Raw genomic sequence first — 15,728 nt, forward strand, 5'->3', positions numbered from 1 at the left:
ATGAGCAATACCAATTTACCTGCCAGTACAGTGAATGCCAGTACTGCAGCAACAGCGGCAAACTTGGCACCACCCCACCCTCTGATTGAGTTCTGGCATTACTTCAAGCAAAACCGCGGTGCCGTTATCGGCCTGGTGCTGGTTGGTATACTCAGCCTGTGTGCCCTGTTTGCAGAATGGATAGCGCCGCATTCTGCGATAGAACAATTCAGGGAGTCCACGCTAACCCCGCCTGCCTGGACAGCAACCGGCAGCAGTAAATTCATACTGGGTACTGATCCGGTTGGCCGCGATATTTTATCTCGCCTTATTCATGGTTCACGCCTGTCATTGATCATAGGCCTGGTATCCGTTACCCTTTCCATGAGTGTTGGCGTCACCCTGGGTTTGATCGCCGGGTTTTCCCGCAGCTGGACCGGGCGCTTTGCACGCATGCTGGAAACGATCATCGTACGCTTCATGGATATCCTGCAAGCCCTGCCCAGCCTGCTTCTGGCAATCGCAGTCGTAGCGATACTCGGCCCTGGCCTGATGAATGCCATGTACGCAATTGCGATTGTCCTCATGCCCTCATATGCCAGGTTGACGCGTGCAGCAGTCAGTGGTGAGCTGAACAAGGATTACGTCAACGCCTCCCGCATCGCTGGCGCTGGCAATTTGCGTCTGATGTTCAATTGTGTGCTGCCTAACTGCGCTGCCCCCATCATTGTGCAGGCTACGCTGGGATTTTCCACAGCGATCCTGGATGCGGCAGCTCTGGGCTTCCTGGGCCTTGGCGCGCAACCACCTACGCCTGAATGGGGTTCAATGTTGGCCAGTGCCATGGAATTCATACAAAGCGCCTGGTGGGTAGTTACCTTCCCTGGTCTGGCGATTCTGATTTCCGTACTGGCCTTTAACCTCATGGGTGATGGCTTGCGCGATGCACTCGACCCCAAGTTAAAACGCTGAACGAAGATTCAACATGAAACCATTATTGGATATTAAAAATTTGCGCGTTGAATTTGGCTCAGAAACTCAGCCATTCAAGGCAGTTGACGGTCTTGATCTGTTCATAGAACAAGGTGAAGTGGTTGGCATTGTCGGCGAATCAGGCTCAGGCAAGAGTGTCACCTCACTGGCCTTGATGGGGTTGATCGATTTCCCTGGACGTGTGCGGGCAGACCAGATGGAATTTGATGGCCGCGACCTGCTGAAGATGAAAGACAAGGAAAGGCGGCAATTGCTGGGCAAGGATATTGCCATGATCTTCCAGGACCCCATGACCAGCCTGAACCCTTGCTATACCGTGGCTTTTCAGTTGATGGAAACCCTGCGCCTGCATCAGGGAGGCAAGGAAAAAGACTTGCGCGCCAAGGCGCTGGCTTTATTGAAGCAAGTCGACATCCCCGACCCGGAAAGGCGCATGAATGCTTATCCGCACCAACTCTCCGGTGGCATGAGCCAGCGCGTGATGGTAGCTATCGCCATCGCCTGCAACCCGCGCCTGCTGATCGCGGATGAACCTACCACTGCGCTGGACGTTACTGTACAAGCGCAAATGCTGGAATTATTACTGCAATTGCAGCGTGAACGCGGCATGGCCCTGATGCTGATTACTCATGACCTGGCCGTAGTTGCCCAGACTGCCAAGCGTGTTGTCGTGATGTATGCCGGCCAGGTGCTGGAAACAGGTACCGTACCAGAAATATTCGACACCCCAAGACATCCTTACACCCAGGCTTTGCTGGCGGCCCTGCCTGAACATAATCTGGGCAAGACGCGCCTGCAAACCATACCTGGTGTAGTACCTGGTCTATATGACCGACCAACAGGCTGCCTGCTCTCGCCACGCTGCAGCTATGCAACGGAGCGCTGTCAAATCGAAAGGCCACAGTTGCAAGGACAGGCGAACGCCCAGGTACGTTGTCATTTCCCTCTGGATGCGCAAGGTATACCAGGCAATGGATGGCAGGCTACACAAATTGATCAGGCAGCATGATGCAAAATACGACTACTACACCTGTATTGCTGGAAGCAAAAAATCTGGCCAAGCATTATCCAGTCTCACAAGGTTTTCTCAAACCCAAAGCAATGGCCAAGGCGCTGGACGGTGTCTCATTCGAACTGACTGCCGGCAAAACTCTGGCCGTGGTTGGTGAATCTGGCTGCGGCAAATCCACCCTCGCCCGCCAGATCACCATGATAGAGACGCCCAGTAGCGGCGAATTATGGATGGGTGGTAAAAATATTGCCCACGCCGATAAAGTCACGCTCAAGCAAGTCCGGCCTTTGGTGCAAATGGTATTCCAAAACCCCTATGCCAGTTTGAACCCACGTAAAAAAGTGGGTGCCATGCTGGAAGAGCCCTTGATCATCAACACTCATCTGTCAGCCAAAGAGCGAGAAGAAAAAGCAAGGGCAATGATGGCACGAGTGGGACTACGTCCTGAACATTACGGGCGTTATCCTCATATGTTCTCAGGTGGGCAAAGGCAGCGCATAGCGATTGCCCGGGCACTCATGCTTGATCCTGAGGTCATCGTCGCCGATGAGCCAGTCTCTGCATTGGATGTATCAATCCAGGCGCAAGTCTTGAACTTATTAATGGATTTACAACAACAAAATGGTGTCGCCTACCTGTTCATCTCACATAACCTGTCAGTAGTTGAGCATATAGCCGACGATGTTCTGGTCATGTACCTGGGGAAAACCGTAGAACATGGCAACAAGCAAAGCATTTTCCAGAGCCCGTTACACCCTTATACCAAGGCTTTGCTGGCATCAACTCCGCGTATAGATCCGGCGCAACGCCAGCAAAAAATGATGCTGGACGGCGAATTGCCCTCGCCGCTAGCCCCACCACCCGGATGTGCCTTCAATAATCGCTGCCCGCATGCGAATGAAAGATGCCGTCAAGAAATACCCCTATTGCGCCCATTTGACAACCGGCTCGTCGCTTGCCACCGAGTGGAAGAAATTACCTAAAACTTTTACTAAATATGGCGAACTTCGTTAAACTCTCGCAGTCTTACTCAGACTAAGCGACTGCTGCAAGGGCTTTATTTGTTTTTGCAGCAATTTCCAGGTGGCCTTGATGGCTGCCTTATTGTTAACCTCACCTTCACTCCCAGGAGACCCCAAAGTGAAAGCACAAGTACTTAGCGCTATCGCGCTGATGATCGCCGGTACAGTTGGCAGCCAACTCGCGACAGCCGCAGAACCAGCGAAAGCAGCATCTGCAACATCGGTCTTATTGTCCGGCATAGAATCCAAACATAATGATGCTGCAGTGCGTGCCCAGGATGATTTTTTCCGTCACGTGAATGGCAGCTGGTTAAAAAATACGGAAATCCCTTCTGACAGGTCTTCTGCCGGTGCTTTCATGGATTTGCGCGAAGCGACTATCCCGCATCTGCATTCCATTATCGAGAACCTGGCCAAGACAAAAAACAAACCAGGTACGGATGCACAAAAAATTGCGGACATGTATGCCAGTTATATGGATATAGCGCACATTGATTCCCTGGGTTTGAAACCATTGCAAACTGAATTTGCCAAAGTAGATGGCATGACAGATAAAAAGCAGATCCCTGGCCTGATGGCCTGGTTGAACCGTGCCAGCATAGGCGCGCCTTATGACTTCCAGATTCACCAGGATAATAAGGATTCTACCAAATATGTACTCGATATCACTCAATCAGGCCTCGGTTTGCCTGATCGCGACTATTATCTGAATAATGACGACGCGAAATTGAAAGAATTCCGCGCGAAATACCTGACACATATAGAGAAAATGCTGACACTGGCTGGCGATAAAGACGCAGCCAAGCATGCAACTGACATCCTCGCCCTGGAAACAGAACTGGCTAAAATACAGTGGACCAAGGTTGAATTACGTGACCCGGTCAAGGCCTACAATAAAATTGAGATCAACAAACTGGACGCCCTGACGCCAGGATACGACTGGAACGCCTACCTGAGTGAAATGGGTGCCAAAGGCAAAATTGATTACATCATTGTCAGCCAGCCTAGCTACCTCACCGGCCTGAGCAAGATTTTGCAAGATACGTCTCTCGACAATCTGAAAACTTATTTCAAATGGCATATCCTGCGCTCTGCCGCAGGACAGCTCCCGACAAAATTCAGCGATGAAAATTTTGCCTTTAATTCCACGATCCTGTTAGGTGTTCCAGCTCAGGAAGCACGCTGGAAACGTGGTGTGCGCCTGGCTGATTCTGCTCTTGGCGAGAGCCTGGGCAAACTGTATGTCGCCAAACACTTCCCTGCGCAAAGCAAAGCAAGAATGGAGAAACTGGTTGGCAATCTGCTGCTGGCCTACAAGCAAAGCATAGACACACTGGACTGGATGAGCCCGGAAACCAAGAAAGAAGCGCAGGCAAAACTGGCGACTTTCATGCCCAAGATTGGCTACCCTAACAAATGGCGTGATTACTCTGGTCTGACCATCACCAAAGGTGATGCCGTTGGTAATTTGCGCAATGCACGCTTATATGCTGCACAATTTGAACTGAACAAACTGGGCAAGCCGGTAGACCGTGATGAATGGGGTATGACGCCACAAACCGTCAACGCTTATTACAATCCGGAACTCAATGAAATCGTCTTCCCGGCAGCGATTCTGCAACCACCATTCTTCAATGCCAAAGCAGATGATGCAGTCAACTACGGTGGCATAGGTGCCGTTATCGGTCATGAGATCAGCCATGGTTTTGATGACCAGGGTGCACAATATGACGGCGTGGGCAATCTGCGTGACTGGTGGACGAAAGAAGATCACGCCAAGTTTGCTGCCAAGACTGCAGTGCTGGTCAAGCAATACAGCGCATTCAGCCCCATCCCTGGCTATAACGTGAATGGTGAATTGACATTGGGCGAAAATATTGCCGACAACTCCGGCCTGGCCATTGCCTATAAGGCGTACAAACTGTCACTTGGTGGCAAACCAGCTCCAGTAGTTGGCGGTCTGACGGGTGATCAACGCTTCTTTATGGGTTTTGCTCAGGTATGGCGCGGAAAAATGCGTGACCAGGCAATGATTGCGCGTTTGAAGACTGACCCTCACTCTCCAGGTGAAATCCGTGCGAATGGCACCTTGCGCAATATGCCGGGTTTTTATGATGCCTACAAACTCAAGGAAGGTGACAAGATGTTCCTGACACCATCTGAGCGTGTAAGTATCTGGTAATCCAGGTATAGCGAACATGGAAAAGGCAGCACTGTTTTCAGTGCTGCCTTTTTTATCTGCAACGATAGATTCTTTTGACGAGTAAATCTAATTATTCGGGATTTTTGATCTTCTTGAAAAATGCCTGCACATCCGCCAATTCCCTGGTGCGTGCGAAGCTGGGCAGGCTTTGCCAGATGCGCTTGCCATAGGGTTTTGAGATCAGACGCGGGTCACAAATCATCAATACACCTTTATCACCCTCATCGCGTATCAGGCGGCCAGCGCCCTGTTTGAGATTGATAATCGCTTCCGGCAATTGATGGTGAACAAAACCGTTGAGACCTTTTTTTTCCATCGCTGCTATGCGGGCAGACAATACCGGGTCATCTGGGGGTGCGAATGGCAGTTTATCGATAATGACCAGGGACAAGGCATCGCCACGAACGTCTACACCTTCCCAAAAACTTTGACTGCCGATGAGCACGCCATTGCCAGCTGCACGGAAGCGATCCAATAACTCTGTTCTGCCTGCGTCACCATGAACAAATAGAGGGAAGTTCAGGCCGCGCTTCTGGAATTCATCGCGCAAGCGTTCGGCACTATGTTTCACTGCCTTCAAAGTCGTGCACAGCAAAAATGTCTTGCCGCCAGCCGCTTCTATGACGGGCAAGGCTGCGTCAATCACAGCATCCATGTATTCATAAGAGTTGGGTTGCGGCATGCCGTTTGGCACATACAGGAAGCCCTGCTCCTGATAGTTAAAAGGACTGGGCCAGGTACGGGCTGGCTGATCCCACAGGCCCATTTGCGACACATAGTGACTAAAGTCATTCTTTACCGCCATGGTGGCGGAAGTGAATATCCAGGCGCGTGGTACGCCTTCGCGTTGTTTGTTAAAAATAGGAGCTATCGACAAAGGCGTGCGATGCAATTGCAGAGAGGTGGAAAACGCCTCTACCCACAACACGTAATCACCGGATTTACCGTCATCGGCGGCGCTCCATTTTTCATATTGCTCGGCCAGCAAAATCGAACGTGCGCGGCATTGCTCTAAAGTTTCGGCACGTTCTGCCTGTTTCTCCAGCACGGCAATCATGTCGCTCATACTGGATTTCAAGGTCTCCAGCGCCTCAAAAAAGGGGCTGGAAGGCGCAATCTGGTCCAGGGAATAGCGCACTATGTCTTGCGGGAAGGCCAGGCGCAAATCGCGTGCGGCACGCTCAACCGGCGCCACCAGCTTGGCCCACTCTGCGCCATCACGTGCATGCGATAAACCTTCGGCCAGCACATCACGGCAAAGCTCCAGCACTTGCGAGGTCGATACCGTCTCCCCAAAAAACAGGGTGGCAGTTTCTGGCAACTGATGGGCTTCATCAAAGATGACTGTATTTGCTGAAGGCAAAAGTTCAGCAATGCCGGTGTCTTTCAAGGCCACATCGGCAAAAAACAAATGGTGATTCACCACAACGACATCTGCCTGCTGCGCTTCTTTACGCGCTTTCATGACAAAGCAGTCTTGATAATACTGGCACTCCGAGCCCATGCAGGTATCCTTGGTCGAAGTCACCAGGCCCCAGACCGAGGCATTTTCTGGCACACGTGCCAGTTCTGCCTTGTCACCAGTCATTGTGGTTTTTATGAAACGGCTGATGTCACGCAAATAGCCAACGTCTTCTCGTGAACTCAGGCGGCCATTTTGTATGGTTCTCTCAAGATGGTAATGACACAGATAATTTGCCCTGCCCTTGAGCAAGGCAATTGATACCGGTGCCTTCAATACTTTACGTATGGTGGGGATATCGCGCAAAAACAACTGATCCTGCAAGTTTTTAGTCCCTGTAGAGACAATGACCTTGCCGCCCCATAATAACGCGGGGGTCAGATAAGCGTAGGTCTTCCCAGTACCAGTTCCCGCTTCAGCCAGTAAAGTTTTTTGTCCCGCGATGGCATCGGCGATAGCCTTTGCCATCTCTGTTTGCGCCTGTCGCGGGCGATAACCGTTCACCGATGCACTTAATGGTCCGGTCAAGCCAAAAATATGTTCTACTTCTGTATCGTGAATGCCGTTTGCATTCGGTGTGGCAAGTGGTTCAGTCAAAATGAGGCAATCAGAAACTAACTATAAAGCTAAGGAAAAGTGGATAATTATGCAGGAACATCAGGTGTCAATTGCATTCTTAATAATGTAATATGATCTTTCAACTGCAGTTTGCGTTTTTTAAGACGCCGCAGTTGTAATTCATCATGAGAGGGATCTTTAATCAAGGTCTCGATTACCACATCCAGGTCTCTATGTTCAACCTCGAGCTCGATAATGCGTTGTAGTATTTGTTCTGGGTGGCTCATAGTCTTCTGGTTGCAGTAAAATAAAGTTTAATTAAGGAAAGACCATTTTTGGGTTTATCCCGTTAGTTTAATCTACCAAGACGTATGAGCCAATATAAGATCGAAGCTGGAACCGGACAACATATCGGCGACAGGCAGGAACAACAAGACCGCACAGCACTTTTTGCGGCACCACATGCACCAGGTTATGTTATGGCCGTGGTCGCTGATGGCATGGGTGGCAAGAGCGGTGGAGCCCTTGCTGCCGAACAAGTCGTGCGCACAGCAAAACAATTATTTGATGAATTTTACCCGGGCAATAATGTTCGTAGCCTTTTGGAAAATATCGTCAACGAAGCACATACTGTCATTAAATTATCTGGCGTTTCATCTGAGAAAGAGCCACATAGTACAGTAATCGCGTTAGTCATTACCCCACAGCAAGAAGCTATCTGGGCCTATGTTGGTGATTCTCGCCTGTATCGCTTTGACGGCCCCAACTATGCCGAAAAAACCAAAGACCACTCTTATGTAGAAAAATTGGTGGACGAAGGCAAAATTACGGCTGAAGAAGCTAAAACCCACAGATTATCAAATATTCTGGTTAACGTACTTGGCTCTAGCACCACTGCACCTTACATCACCTTTGGTGAGCATGCGCCCTTGAAAGCGCATGACAGCTTTTTGCTGTGCTCAGATGGTCTCTGGCATTATTTTGAGGATCATGAATTGTCTGCCGCTGTTGCTGCCAATAGCCCACGCCAGGCCTCAGAATTTTTGATCAGGAAAGCCAGGGACAGAGCAAGCGGCCGCGGGGACAATTGCACCTTCGCGATAGTCAAACTGGTAGAACCGCCTGCGCAAGCCAAAACCTATACCGTACAAAAAATGCGCAGGGCAGTATAAATTTGATCAAATGGCGCTACAAATAAACTCTGTAGCGCCGTTTTCTTACTTATTTACTGCGATTAGCCATCAACTCCTGGTTTGCCTTGCGGTCAGTATTGACCTTTTGCATGGCCGGACGCTCTGAAATATGCTTCACATATTCACGTGTCGGCAAGTCTGCCAAAAAATCCCTGCCATAAATGATCTTGGTCGCCATCGACACCAAGGGGAAATGCACGACAGCAGCGCAATCTGCCAGTGAGAATTCTTTGCCGCCGACAAAGGGGTCAAACTTTGCAAGGGTAGCAAATGCAGGAATATTACGGTTAAGCTGTTTCTCTATTTTTGCCTTGACTTCATCTGCAACCTTGCCACCGAAAAAGGCTTCTGCATACAACTCGCGCGCAGGCAATTCCATGTGCAGCTCAATAAAAGTAATCAATTCACGCAATTTAGCAGCTGCAAATGGATCCGCAGGCATCAAGGGATGCTCAGGAAAACGATTTTCCAGATATTCAACGATCACCTGCGATTCGCAAAGCGAACCATGTTCAGTTTCTATATAGGGAATTTTACCCAAAGGTGAGTGTTGTAATAATTCAGGTGACTTGCCAGTCCAGACTAGCTCTTCTTCAAAGGGAATTGCTTTTTCCAAGAGTGCCAATTTGACTTTATTGTAATAATTACTGACGGCAAAACCGCAAAGCTTGATCATATATCTCCATCCATTTTTTATTGATACAGCAAAAGCTTACACTCAAATCAATAAAGTTGGCTGTCTGCGCTTCGGCAAATCCAGATTTTCTGCTTATTATTTTTCTTTGGGAAAATCTATCATCTCAAAATCGATCACGTTCGAGTCTGCTTCCGCTTCTTTTTCCGAGTCGGCAATTTCATCCGGGGGCAAACCTGGCACATTTGCCCATGCACGATTTCTTTCTGCAGCACCAAAAGAGCCCAGTTTCTCAAGCTCATTCGCCACCGAGATCAATAACAGGATATCCCGGTAAACTGGCAGTTCAAAACCCATGCGTTTCCCGTCCCTGTCATCTACCAGGAGGCTTTCAAGGAAAGGCAAAATATCGTTCGAGTTCCACATATTGCATATGCGGTTCATCAGATGCTCAAAATCGTCCAGGTGCCTGCTGGGCAAGGTCGCTGGATCGACTTCAAATTCAGGAACATTTGCATTAAAAAATACAATGAACCTGTCTCTTAAAGTATCGTATTTTTCTTTGCTGGCAGTGACTCTGTACAAGTCAATCAGATACAACCAGGGTACTGGCGATTCAGGTTGTTCAACATCAGCCAGCGGCTCAAGAATTTCAATTGCCCTTTGCGGGTCATTGACGGAAATCCAGAATTCTGCCTCTTGCGTCACGTCAGAAATTTCTTCTACCTTGACCGATTGCCCTTTGGTAGAAAAGAAATTGAAGGTGCTGCTATTACTGTCCTCCAGCGTAGGAACATAAGCCTTGCTGAATATCGAGGGTGTATCGAGCTTACCAAGACCAGCATCTGCTGCCGTTTTTCTGACGGGTTTTGTCACTGGACGACTATTGCCAGACTCATCCTTATCATCATGAACCTGATACAGGGAACTGGTTGTCGTCGGCCCATAAGAGGCCTGTATACTATCGACGATTTCTTCTATATTCTTTTTGGACTCAGGTTCAGACGCAGGCTCTTTTTGCTGCCACCAGCTTTCATGCAGCCTTTTACGAATACGGCTGACGTACAGCAAGAGCAAGGCGATAATCGCCAATCCTGCAGCAATAAATACGCTCAGCCCCACCACCCAGTTATTTGAAAAACTGTTTTCACGGGCCACTTCCAATGCTGCCTTATCCAGTTGACTCTGACGCTTGAGTTGCTGCGCCTCTTGCTGCAAACTCAGAATTTTTTGCTGCTCATTCTTAAGCTTATCAACAGAAACCTGCCCAGGTTTTTCATCACGCAACATTGCAGCAAGTTGCGCCTGTGCTGCACGCAGTTCTTCTATGTTGGATTGTGGGGTACTGGTAGATAACTGGTCACTCAGACGCAAGCCTTGCGTCAAGATAGGTAAATCATCAGACAGTTTCAGAGTATCGCGGGGCCGATCAACTTGCTTGTCAGTGTTGACTTTATTCCCAGTTGATTTGGATGATTTTTTTTTTGTTGTTGGCGCATTACCAAGCGTACCAACAATTTCTGTCAATTCAGTAGCGGGCTTTTCTACCCTGACGCGAGGCTTGATTTTCACCTGAGGTAACGACTCGCCTGTCGCGAAATCCTTGCTGTCATTTGCAGCCTGTGCAGGCTTCGTTGCAACTCTGGCTGGATTGCTTGCGGGTGGTGTCAAGACAGGGGCAGACAATGGAGGATCCAGCAGGATCAGAAATTCTCTGTGCAATTGAATTTCACACCCCATGTTCACCACTATCTTGACTGCTGGCTCAAGTATGGTACTTCTGGTCACCAGCGTCAGATAACGTGCATTTCCCTTTTGAACCAGCGTGACATTCACCGGTGCCAAAGCATAGCCATCCGGGCTGTCTACTTTGGCCTTGAAGCAGGTTTGATCAATTTCTGCTGCATCATTCCCAGTCAGTTCCAACTGAGCCCGCAATTGCTGTCCCAATGCTGACTGGACCGTTAAATTACTAAATCCCAGAGCATAAGCATTCCCTGCTGCTCCAGATGCCAAGGCACCAAGACAAAGCAGGTATAGCGCAGATCGGCGGAATGGAACAAAAATAATAATGACCTCAGAAAGAAAGTGTTTACCTCAGAAAATCAATTGTTATTCCTGAATGTATATTAACTGCAATCTTACTGGCTTTATAACAATCCTTGAAGGCGTTACCAAATGTAAAACGCAAACAATGGTGAGAATGTTTGTTGATTTCAACATATTTATCAATTGCAACAACATTCGCGCATCGCTGTTTCATTCAGCATAGAGCAAATTCTTAATGTATTTTCGATACATTTGAAGGAAAACTACGCATTATTATCATACGAAAGCCTAGCCTTCGTATGCAGTCTGATTTGCTAAAAAGACACAAAATATCAAATTGCCTATCCCTTTATTTATTCCTATTAGAACAGAAAACTTATTCTCCTTCAGGCAACGCCCAGGCAAGGTCTATTTTTTTCTGACATCCAGTATTTTTCTTGCAATACCCCGCAAGATGTTGACTTCCTCCACCTCCAATTGTGTGCGGGACAGCATGCGTTTCAATCGGGGCATCAGCTTTTTAGGATTATCGGGATGCAAAAATTCAATTGCGACAAGCGCCTGCTCCAGATGCTTATACATGCCATCTATTTCATCCACTGCCGCCAATTGCCCCTGAAAACCAACATTCCCGGCGATTGGCACGCCAGTATCAGTCGCCATGCGGCACTCATAAGACAAGAGTTGTATGGCCTGTGCCAGATTCAGTGAGGAATAGGCCGGATTGGCAGGGATATTGATCAAGGCATGGCAGTTCATGACAATGTCATTCGGCAGGCCAAACCGTTCATTGCCAAAAATCAGTCCAATTTTGGCATGCTGGCTTTTCGCCATGGTTTCTGCAAATACTCTGGGGTTGAGAATTGGAGGTGAAAACTCCCGCAATCTGGCGCTGACAGCTGCCACATATTCACACCCCTGCAGTGCTTCATCAATATGATCAACGATACGGGCATTGTCGAGTACGTCTTGCGCGCCACTGGCAAGAGCTATCGCTTCAGGGTTTTGCAGGGCATCTGCAAAACGTGGTTTTACCAGGATTAGCTCATTAAAACCCATGGTTTTAATAGCCCGGGCGGCTGAGCCTATATTGCCCGGATGGCTGGTTTCAACCAGGATAAAGCGCAGGCGCTGAAAAAGAGATGTGTCGGTTTTGGGCAAGTTCATTTAAAATAGAGGTATCACGCGTTAATTTTTTATTCGGTTGTGCGTCTTGATTGTGCATATTATCAAGCAGACGGATGGCTGTCGGACAAGAATTACGCACGCTCTTTATCATTTTTGTCTAGCATCGTAGCGACATCCTTTTCAGGGGATAGTCGTTTGCATGCTGTCATTTTATCGGAAACCTTATGCACCCAATGCTGAATACGGCAGTAAAAGCTGCTCGTCGTGGCGCGACTATTATCAATCGCGCATCTTTTGACCTTGATCGCGTCCAGGTCACAGAGAAACAATTCAATGATTTCGTGACCGAAGTCGATCACGCTGCCGAAGCGGCCATCATTGAAGTATTGACTTCTGCCTATCCTGACCATGCCATTCTGGCTGAAGAATCAGGTGCTTCCGCTAACTTGCACGACGAAAATGATAATGTCTGGATCATTGATCCACTGGATGGCACGACCAACTTTATCCACGGCTTCCCACAATATTGCGTTTCCATCGCCCTGCAACAACGCGGCGTGATTACACAAGCTGTCATTTACGACCCTACCCGCAATGAAATGTTCACAGCCAGCAAAGGCGCAGGTGCTTTTCTGAACGACAAGCGTATCCGTGTTACCCGTTGCGACAAACTGGCTGATGCATTGATAGGCACGGGCTTTCCATCCCGCGACTTGTCTGGCCTGGATGAATACCTGGCCATGTTCAAAGTCATGACCACCAAATGTCAGGGCCTGAGAAGACCAGGCTCTGCCGCGCTTGATCTGGCTTACGTAGCCACTGGTCGCCTTGATGGCTTCTTTGAAAAGGGCCTGGCACCATGGGATATCGCTGCTGGCTCGCTCGTCATTACTGAAGCTGGTGGCATCGTCGGCAATTTCTCCGGCGATTCCGACTATCTGCATAAAGGTGATGTATTGGCAGGCACACCTAAAGTATTTGCTCAGATGGTCAATGCGTTGCAACCGTTTTCCGCTAAAAAGTAATTTCTCACGTCCCGGTTACTTGACCGGGACGCCCCTCTCTCTGGACTGGTAAAAATCAGTCCGGTCATAAAGAAACACAGTAAAACCACATGGCATCATTCAACGAACTCGGCTTATCCGAGAACATTGTCCGCGCAGTAAGCGAACAAGGCTACACCTCTCCAACCCCGATACAGCAGCAAGCAATTCCTGCCGTCATCAAAGGCGGCGATCTGCTGGCTGGGGCACAAACCGGCACAGGCAAAACCGCTGGCTTCACCCTGCCTATCCTGCAACGGCTGTCCACTTCAGCCAATGCACCAAAAGATAAAACCAGCAGACGCCCCATTCGCGCCCTGGTACTGACACCAACACGCGAACTGGCCGCCCAGGTAGAAGAAAGCGTCAATACTTACGGCAAATATGTACCACTGAATTCTGGTGTGATTTTTGGTGGCGTTGGCATCAATCCGCAAATCAAATTATTGAAGCAAGGTGTAGATATTCTTGTGGCGACACCTGGCCGCCTGCTTGATCATCATCAGCAAGGCACGATAGACCTGCGCAATATCGAGATCCTGGTATTGGATGAAGCTGACCGCATGCTGGACATGGGCTTTATCCATGACATCAAAAAAGTGCTGGCGATCTTGCCTGCCAAACGCCAGAATTTGCTGTTCTCTGCCACCTTCTCCGACGACATCAAGGCCCTGGCCGACCGCCTGCTGGACAACCCGGCGATGATAGAAGTGGCACGCCGCAATTCCACTGTCGAAATCATTGCGCAAAAAGTACATCCGGTTGACCGTGACAAAAAACATCCATTGCTCGCTCATCTGATCAAGACTCACCAATGGTCACAAGTGCTGGTATTTACCCGTACCAAGCATGGTGCCAACAAACTGGTTGAGCAATTGGGCAAAGACGGCATTGCCGCCATGGCTATCCACGGCAACAAGAGTCAGTCCGCGCGCACCAAGGCTTTGGCCGAATTCAAGGATGGCAGTCTGACCGTACTGGTCGCGACAGACATCGCTGCCCGTGGTATCGACATTGACCAGTTGCCTCACGTCGTCAATTATGATTTGCCAAATGTGCCAGAAGATTATGTGCATCGCATAGGCCGCACTGGCCGCGCTGGCGCTACTGGTGAAGCAGTTTCCCTGGTCTGCGTTGATGAATTCAAATTGCTGGCTGATATAGAAAAACTCATCAAGCGTCAGATACCGCAAGAAATCATTGATGGCTTCATCCCTGACCCGCATGCCAAGGCTGAACCTATACAGTTGCGCAGCTTTGATCATCGTGGTGGCGGCGGCCGAGGCCAGCCATCAGGCCGTGGTCAACGCCCTGCCGGTGACGGTAGAGGACAGCAAGCCCGTACACCAGGCAAAGCCGCTGCACCGCAGGCTGCCAAGCCTCGTCCGGCAGGTCCAAGGCCAGCCGTAAAACAATCCGCGCCGCGCAGGTCTGGTAGCCGTGGCAACGGTTAACATCAGCGTTAAATTGGATTAAAAACACAAAGGGCCATTTAGGTCCTTTGTGTTTTATGGATATTCATTTATTCGTTGCATGAATCGCCTGCTGCAAACTCAGCATACTCGTCTGGCTTACCTGTATATACCCTCGCCGAGGACGATCCAGGTCTATCGTCAAGAATACCGCCATACCAATCAGTATTTGCAATGCCAGGGTCGCAAAGACAGCCCTTTGCCCAGTCAGGCCAGAGGCATAACCTATCGTCGCGGCTGTCATGATGATGGTGATCAATAAAAGCAAAACAACTGTCTCAGGCACATGCCTCTGCAAGCCTGCGTCCCTCTTCCCAAAGGCATCAATAGTGTCATTCAGAGACTGTATGAACATGCCGGTGGTCACGGCATTCTTATCCAGCTCTACCGATTTCATGGCTAGCGCCCACAATTGATCGGTGATGTGATTGGATTTTTTCACCAGAAGATCGCGCTTTTCTACGTCTGCCAGACTAACCTGGCCTTCTTCTACTCGTATGTCTATATACTGCATCAGCATGGTCTGCGCCTGCTCGCGTATGCTGACGGGTAACAACTGGGTACGCAAATAGGTGGTGCCAATCGCATTTGCTTCACTCACTACAGATTGATTGCGCTCATCAAACCTTTGCAGTGCCAGAGAAAAGGCAAAACTCAACAACAAGGCCAGCAAACCCAGCATGGAAGCCTGTAAAGTATTGATCTGCGACTTGGCAGCATCATTCGCCACTGCTTGTTTGCGCAAGCCATTTCTAAACGCAAGCTCGGTAGCAATCAGCATGCTGGCAAGGAGCAGGAAAACAATCAGGGCAGTACTTTGCCCATACATAAATTCATTCGCCATCAGCCTATGTCCTTTCGATATTGAGGAGGATATTGCTACAATCAGATTTTTCCATTTTAACAATATCTCAGACAAATTTTGCTTTTACCTGTCAATTGTGCGACCTGTAAGTTATTGATATCAACAATAAAGCCAG

Annotated in this window: 13 protein-coding genes; 7 read left to right on the forward strand and 6 right to left on the reverse strand. The window is 49.0% G+C overall.

Annotated features, from left to right (window positions below; all coding sequences use genetic code 11):
* From AC07OI_RS08920 to AC07OI_RS08935, 4 genes are all read left to right on the forward strand, one after another.
* Positions 1 to 951 (forward strand): ABC transporter permease subunit, encoded by a 951-nt coding sequence (locus tag AC07OI_RS08920; protein ID WP_492704462.1) that lies wholly within the window; start codon positions 1 to 3, stop codon positions 949 to 951.
* Positions 952 to 964: 13 nt separating this feature from the next.
* Positions 965 to 1,981, forward strand: a complete 1,017-nt coding sequence (locus AC07OI_RS08925; RefSeq protein ID WP_492704463.1) for an oligopeptide/dipeptide ABC transporter ATP-binding protein — start codon at positions 965 to 967, stop codon at positions 1,979 to 1,981.
* Positions 1,981 to 2,967, forward strand: a complete 987-nt coding sequence (locus AC07OI_RS08930; RefSeq protein ID WP_495257175.1) for a peptide ABC transporter ATP-binding protein — start codon at positions 1,981 to 1,983, stop codon at positions 2,965 to 2,967. The genes AC07OI_RS08925 and AC07OI_RS08930 overlap by 1 nt, the downstream gene beginning before the upstream one ends.
* Positions 2,968 to 3,124: 157 nt before the next feature.
* Positions 3,125 to 5,188 (forward strand): M13 family metallopeptidase, encoded by a 2,064-nt coding sequence (locus AC07OI_RS08935; RefSeq protein ID WP_495256966.1) that lies wholly within the window; start codon positions 3,125 to 3,127, stop codon positions 5,186 to 5,188.
* Positions 5,189 to 5,279: 91 nt separating this feature from the next.
* Here the strand turns inward: AC07OI_RS08935 and yoaA are convergent, their stop codons facing one another.
* Positions 5,280 to 7,271, reverse strand: a complete 1,992-nt coding sequence (yoaA, locus tag AC07OI_RS08940) for a DNA repair helicase YoaA (RefSeq protein ID WP_495257176.1) — start codon at positions 7,269 to 7,271, stop codon at positions 5,280 to 5,282.
* A gap of 44 nt (positions 7,272 to 7,315) precedes the next feature.
* Positions 7,316 to 7,516 carry a YdcH family protein gene (locus AC07OI_RS08945; RefSeq protein WP_492704465.1) on the reverse strand — a complete coding sequence of 67 codons (201 nt, stop codon included), beginning with the start codon at positions 7,514 to 7,516 and terminating at the stop codon, positions 7,316 to 7,318.
* Positions 7,517 to 7,600: 84 nt separating this feature from the next.
* Between AC07OI_RS08945 and AC07OI_RS08950 the strand changes: the two genes are divergently transcribed.
* Entirely contained in the window at positions 7,601 to 8,401 is an 801-nt protein-coding gene (locus AC07OI_RS08950) for a PP2C family protein-serine/threonine phosphatase (RefSeq protein ID WP_492704466.1), read from the forward strand.
* A 49-nt stretch (positions 8,402 to 8,450) separates the two neighbouring features.
* On the opposite strand, the gene AC07OI_RS08955 is transcribed toward AC07OI_RS08950, so the two are convergent.
* From AC07OI_RS08955 to AC07OI_RS08965, 3 genes are all read right to left on the reverse strand, one after another.
* On the reverse strand, positions 8,451 to 9,098 hold the full coding sequence (locus AC07OI_RS08955; protein WP_495256967.1) for a glutathione S-transferase: 648 nt from the start codon (positions 9,096 to 9,098) through the stop codon (positions 8,451 to 8,453).
* A 96-nt stretch (positions 9,099 to 9,194) separates the two neighbouring features.
* Entirely contained in the window at positions 9,195 to 11,072 is a 1,878-nt protein-coding gene (locus tag AC07OI_RS08960; RefSeq protein ID WP_495256968.1) for a type IV pilus assembly protein FimV, read from the reverse strand.
* A 441-nt stretch (positions 11,073 to 11,513) separates the two neighbouring features.
* On the reverse strand, positions 11,514 to 12,272 hold the full coding sequence (locus AC07OI_RS08965) for an RNA methyltransferase (RefSeq protein WP_495256969.1): 759 nt from the start codon (positions 12,270 to 12,272) through the stop codon (positions 11,514 to 11,516).
* A 194-nt stretch (positions 12,273 to 12,466) separates the two neighbouring features.
* On the opposite strand from AC07OI_RS08965, the gene AC07OI_RS08970 reads away from it, so the two are divergent.
* Positions 12,467 to 13,258 (forward strand): inositol monophosphatase family protein, encoded by a 792-nt coding sequence (locus AC07OI_RS08970; protein WP_422950012.1) that lies wholly within the window; start codon positions 12,467 to 12,469, stop codon positions 13,256 to 13,258.
* Between the two features lie 89 nt (positions 13,259 to 13,347).
* Positions 13,348 to 14,730: a DEAD/DEAH box helicase gene (locus tag AC07OI_RS08975; RefSeq protein ID WP_492704470.1), complete on the forward strand. Its 1,383-nt coding sequence runs from the start codon at positions 13,348 to 13,350 to the stop codon at positions 14,728 to 14,730.
* A gap of 64 nt (positions 14,731 to 14,794) precedes the next feature.
* Here AC07OI_RS08975 and AC07OI_RS08980 read toward each other — a convergent pair whose 3' ends face one another.
* Complete coding sequence (locus AC07OI_RS08980) at positions 14,795 to 15,592, reverse strand: bestrophin-like domain (RefSeq protein WP_495256970.1); 798 nt, start codon at positions 15,590 to 15,592, stop codon at positions 14,795 to 14,797.
* Positions 15,593 to 15,728: the final 136 nt, after the last annotated feature.

It is taken from the genome of Undibacterium sp. GW821-FHT07F11 (genome assembly GCF_059418665.1).

Coding starts and splice junctions, on each gene's coding strand:
- AC07OI_RS08930 (WP_495257175.1), top strand. CDS start 1,981: ATGCAAAATACGACTACTACACCTGTATTGCTGGAAGCAAAAAATCTG.
- AC07OI_RS08970 (WP_422950012.1), top strand. CDS start 12,467: ATGCTGAATACGGCAGTAAAAGCTGCTCGTCGTGGCGCGACTATTATC.
- AC07OI_RS08920 (WP_492704462.1), top strand. CDS start 1: ATGAGCAATACCAATTTACCTGCCAGTACAGTGAATGCCAGTACTGCA.
- AC07OI_RS08955 (WP_495256967.1), bottom strand. CDS start 9,098: ATGATCAAGCTTTGCGGTTTTGCCGTCAGTAATTATTACAATAAAGTC.
- AC07OI_RS08925 (WP_492704463.1), top strand. CDS start 965: ATGAAACCATTATTGGATATTAAAAATTTGCGCGTTGAATTTGGCTCA.
- AC07OI_RS08975 (WP_492704470.1), top strand. CDS start 13,348: ATGGCATCATTCAACGAACTCGGCTTATCCGAGAACATTGTCCGCGCA.
- AC07OI_RS08945 (WP_492704465.1), bottom strand. CDS start 7,516: ATGAGCCACCCAGAACAAATACTACAACGCATTATCGAGCTCGAGGTT.
- AC07OI_RS08950 (WP_492704466.1), top strand. CDS start 7,601: ATGAGCCAATATAAGATCGAAGCTGGAACCGGACAACATATCGGCGAC.
- AC07OI_RS08965 (WP_495256969.1), bottom strand. CDS start 12,272: ATGAACTTGCCCAAAACCGACACATCTCTTTTTCAGCGCCTGCGCTTT.
- AC07OI_RS08980 (WP_495256970.1), bottom strand. CDS start 15,592: ATGGCGAATGAATTTATGTATGGGCAAAGTACTGCCCTGATTGTTTTC.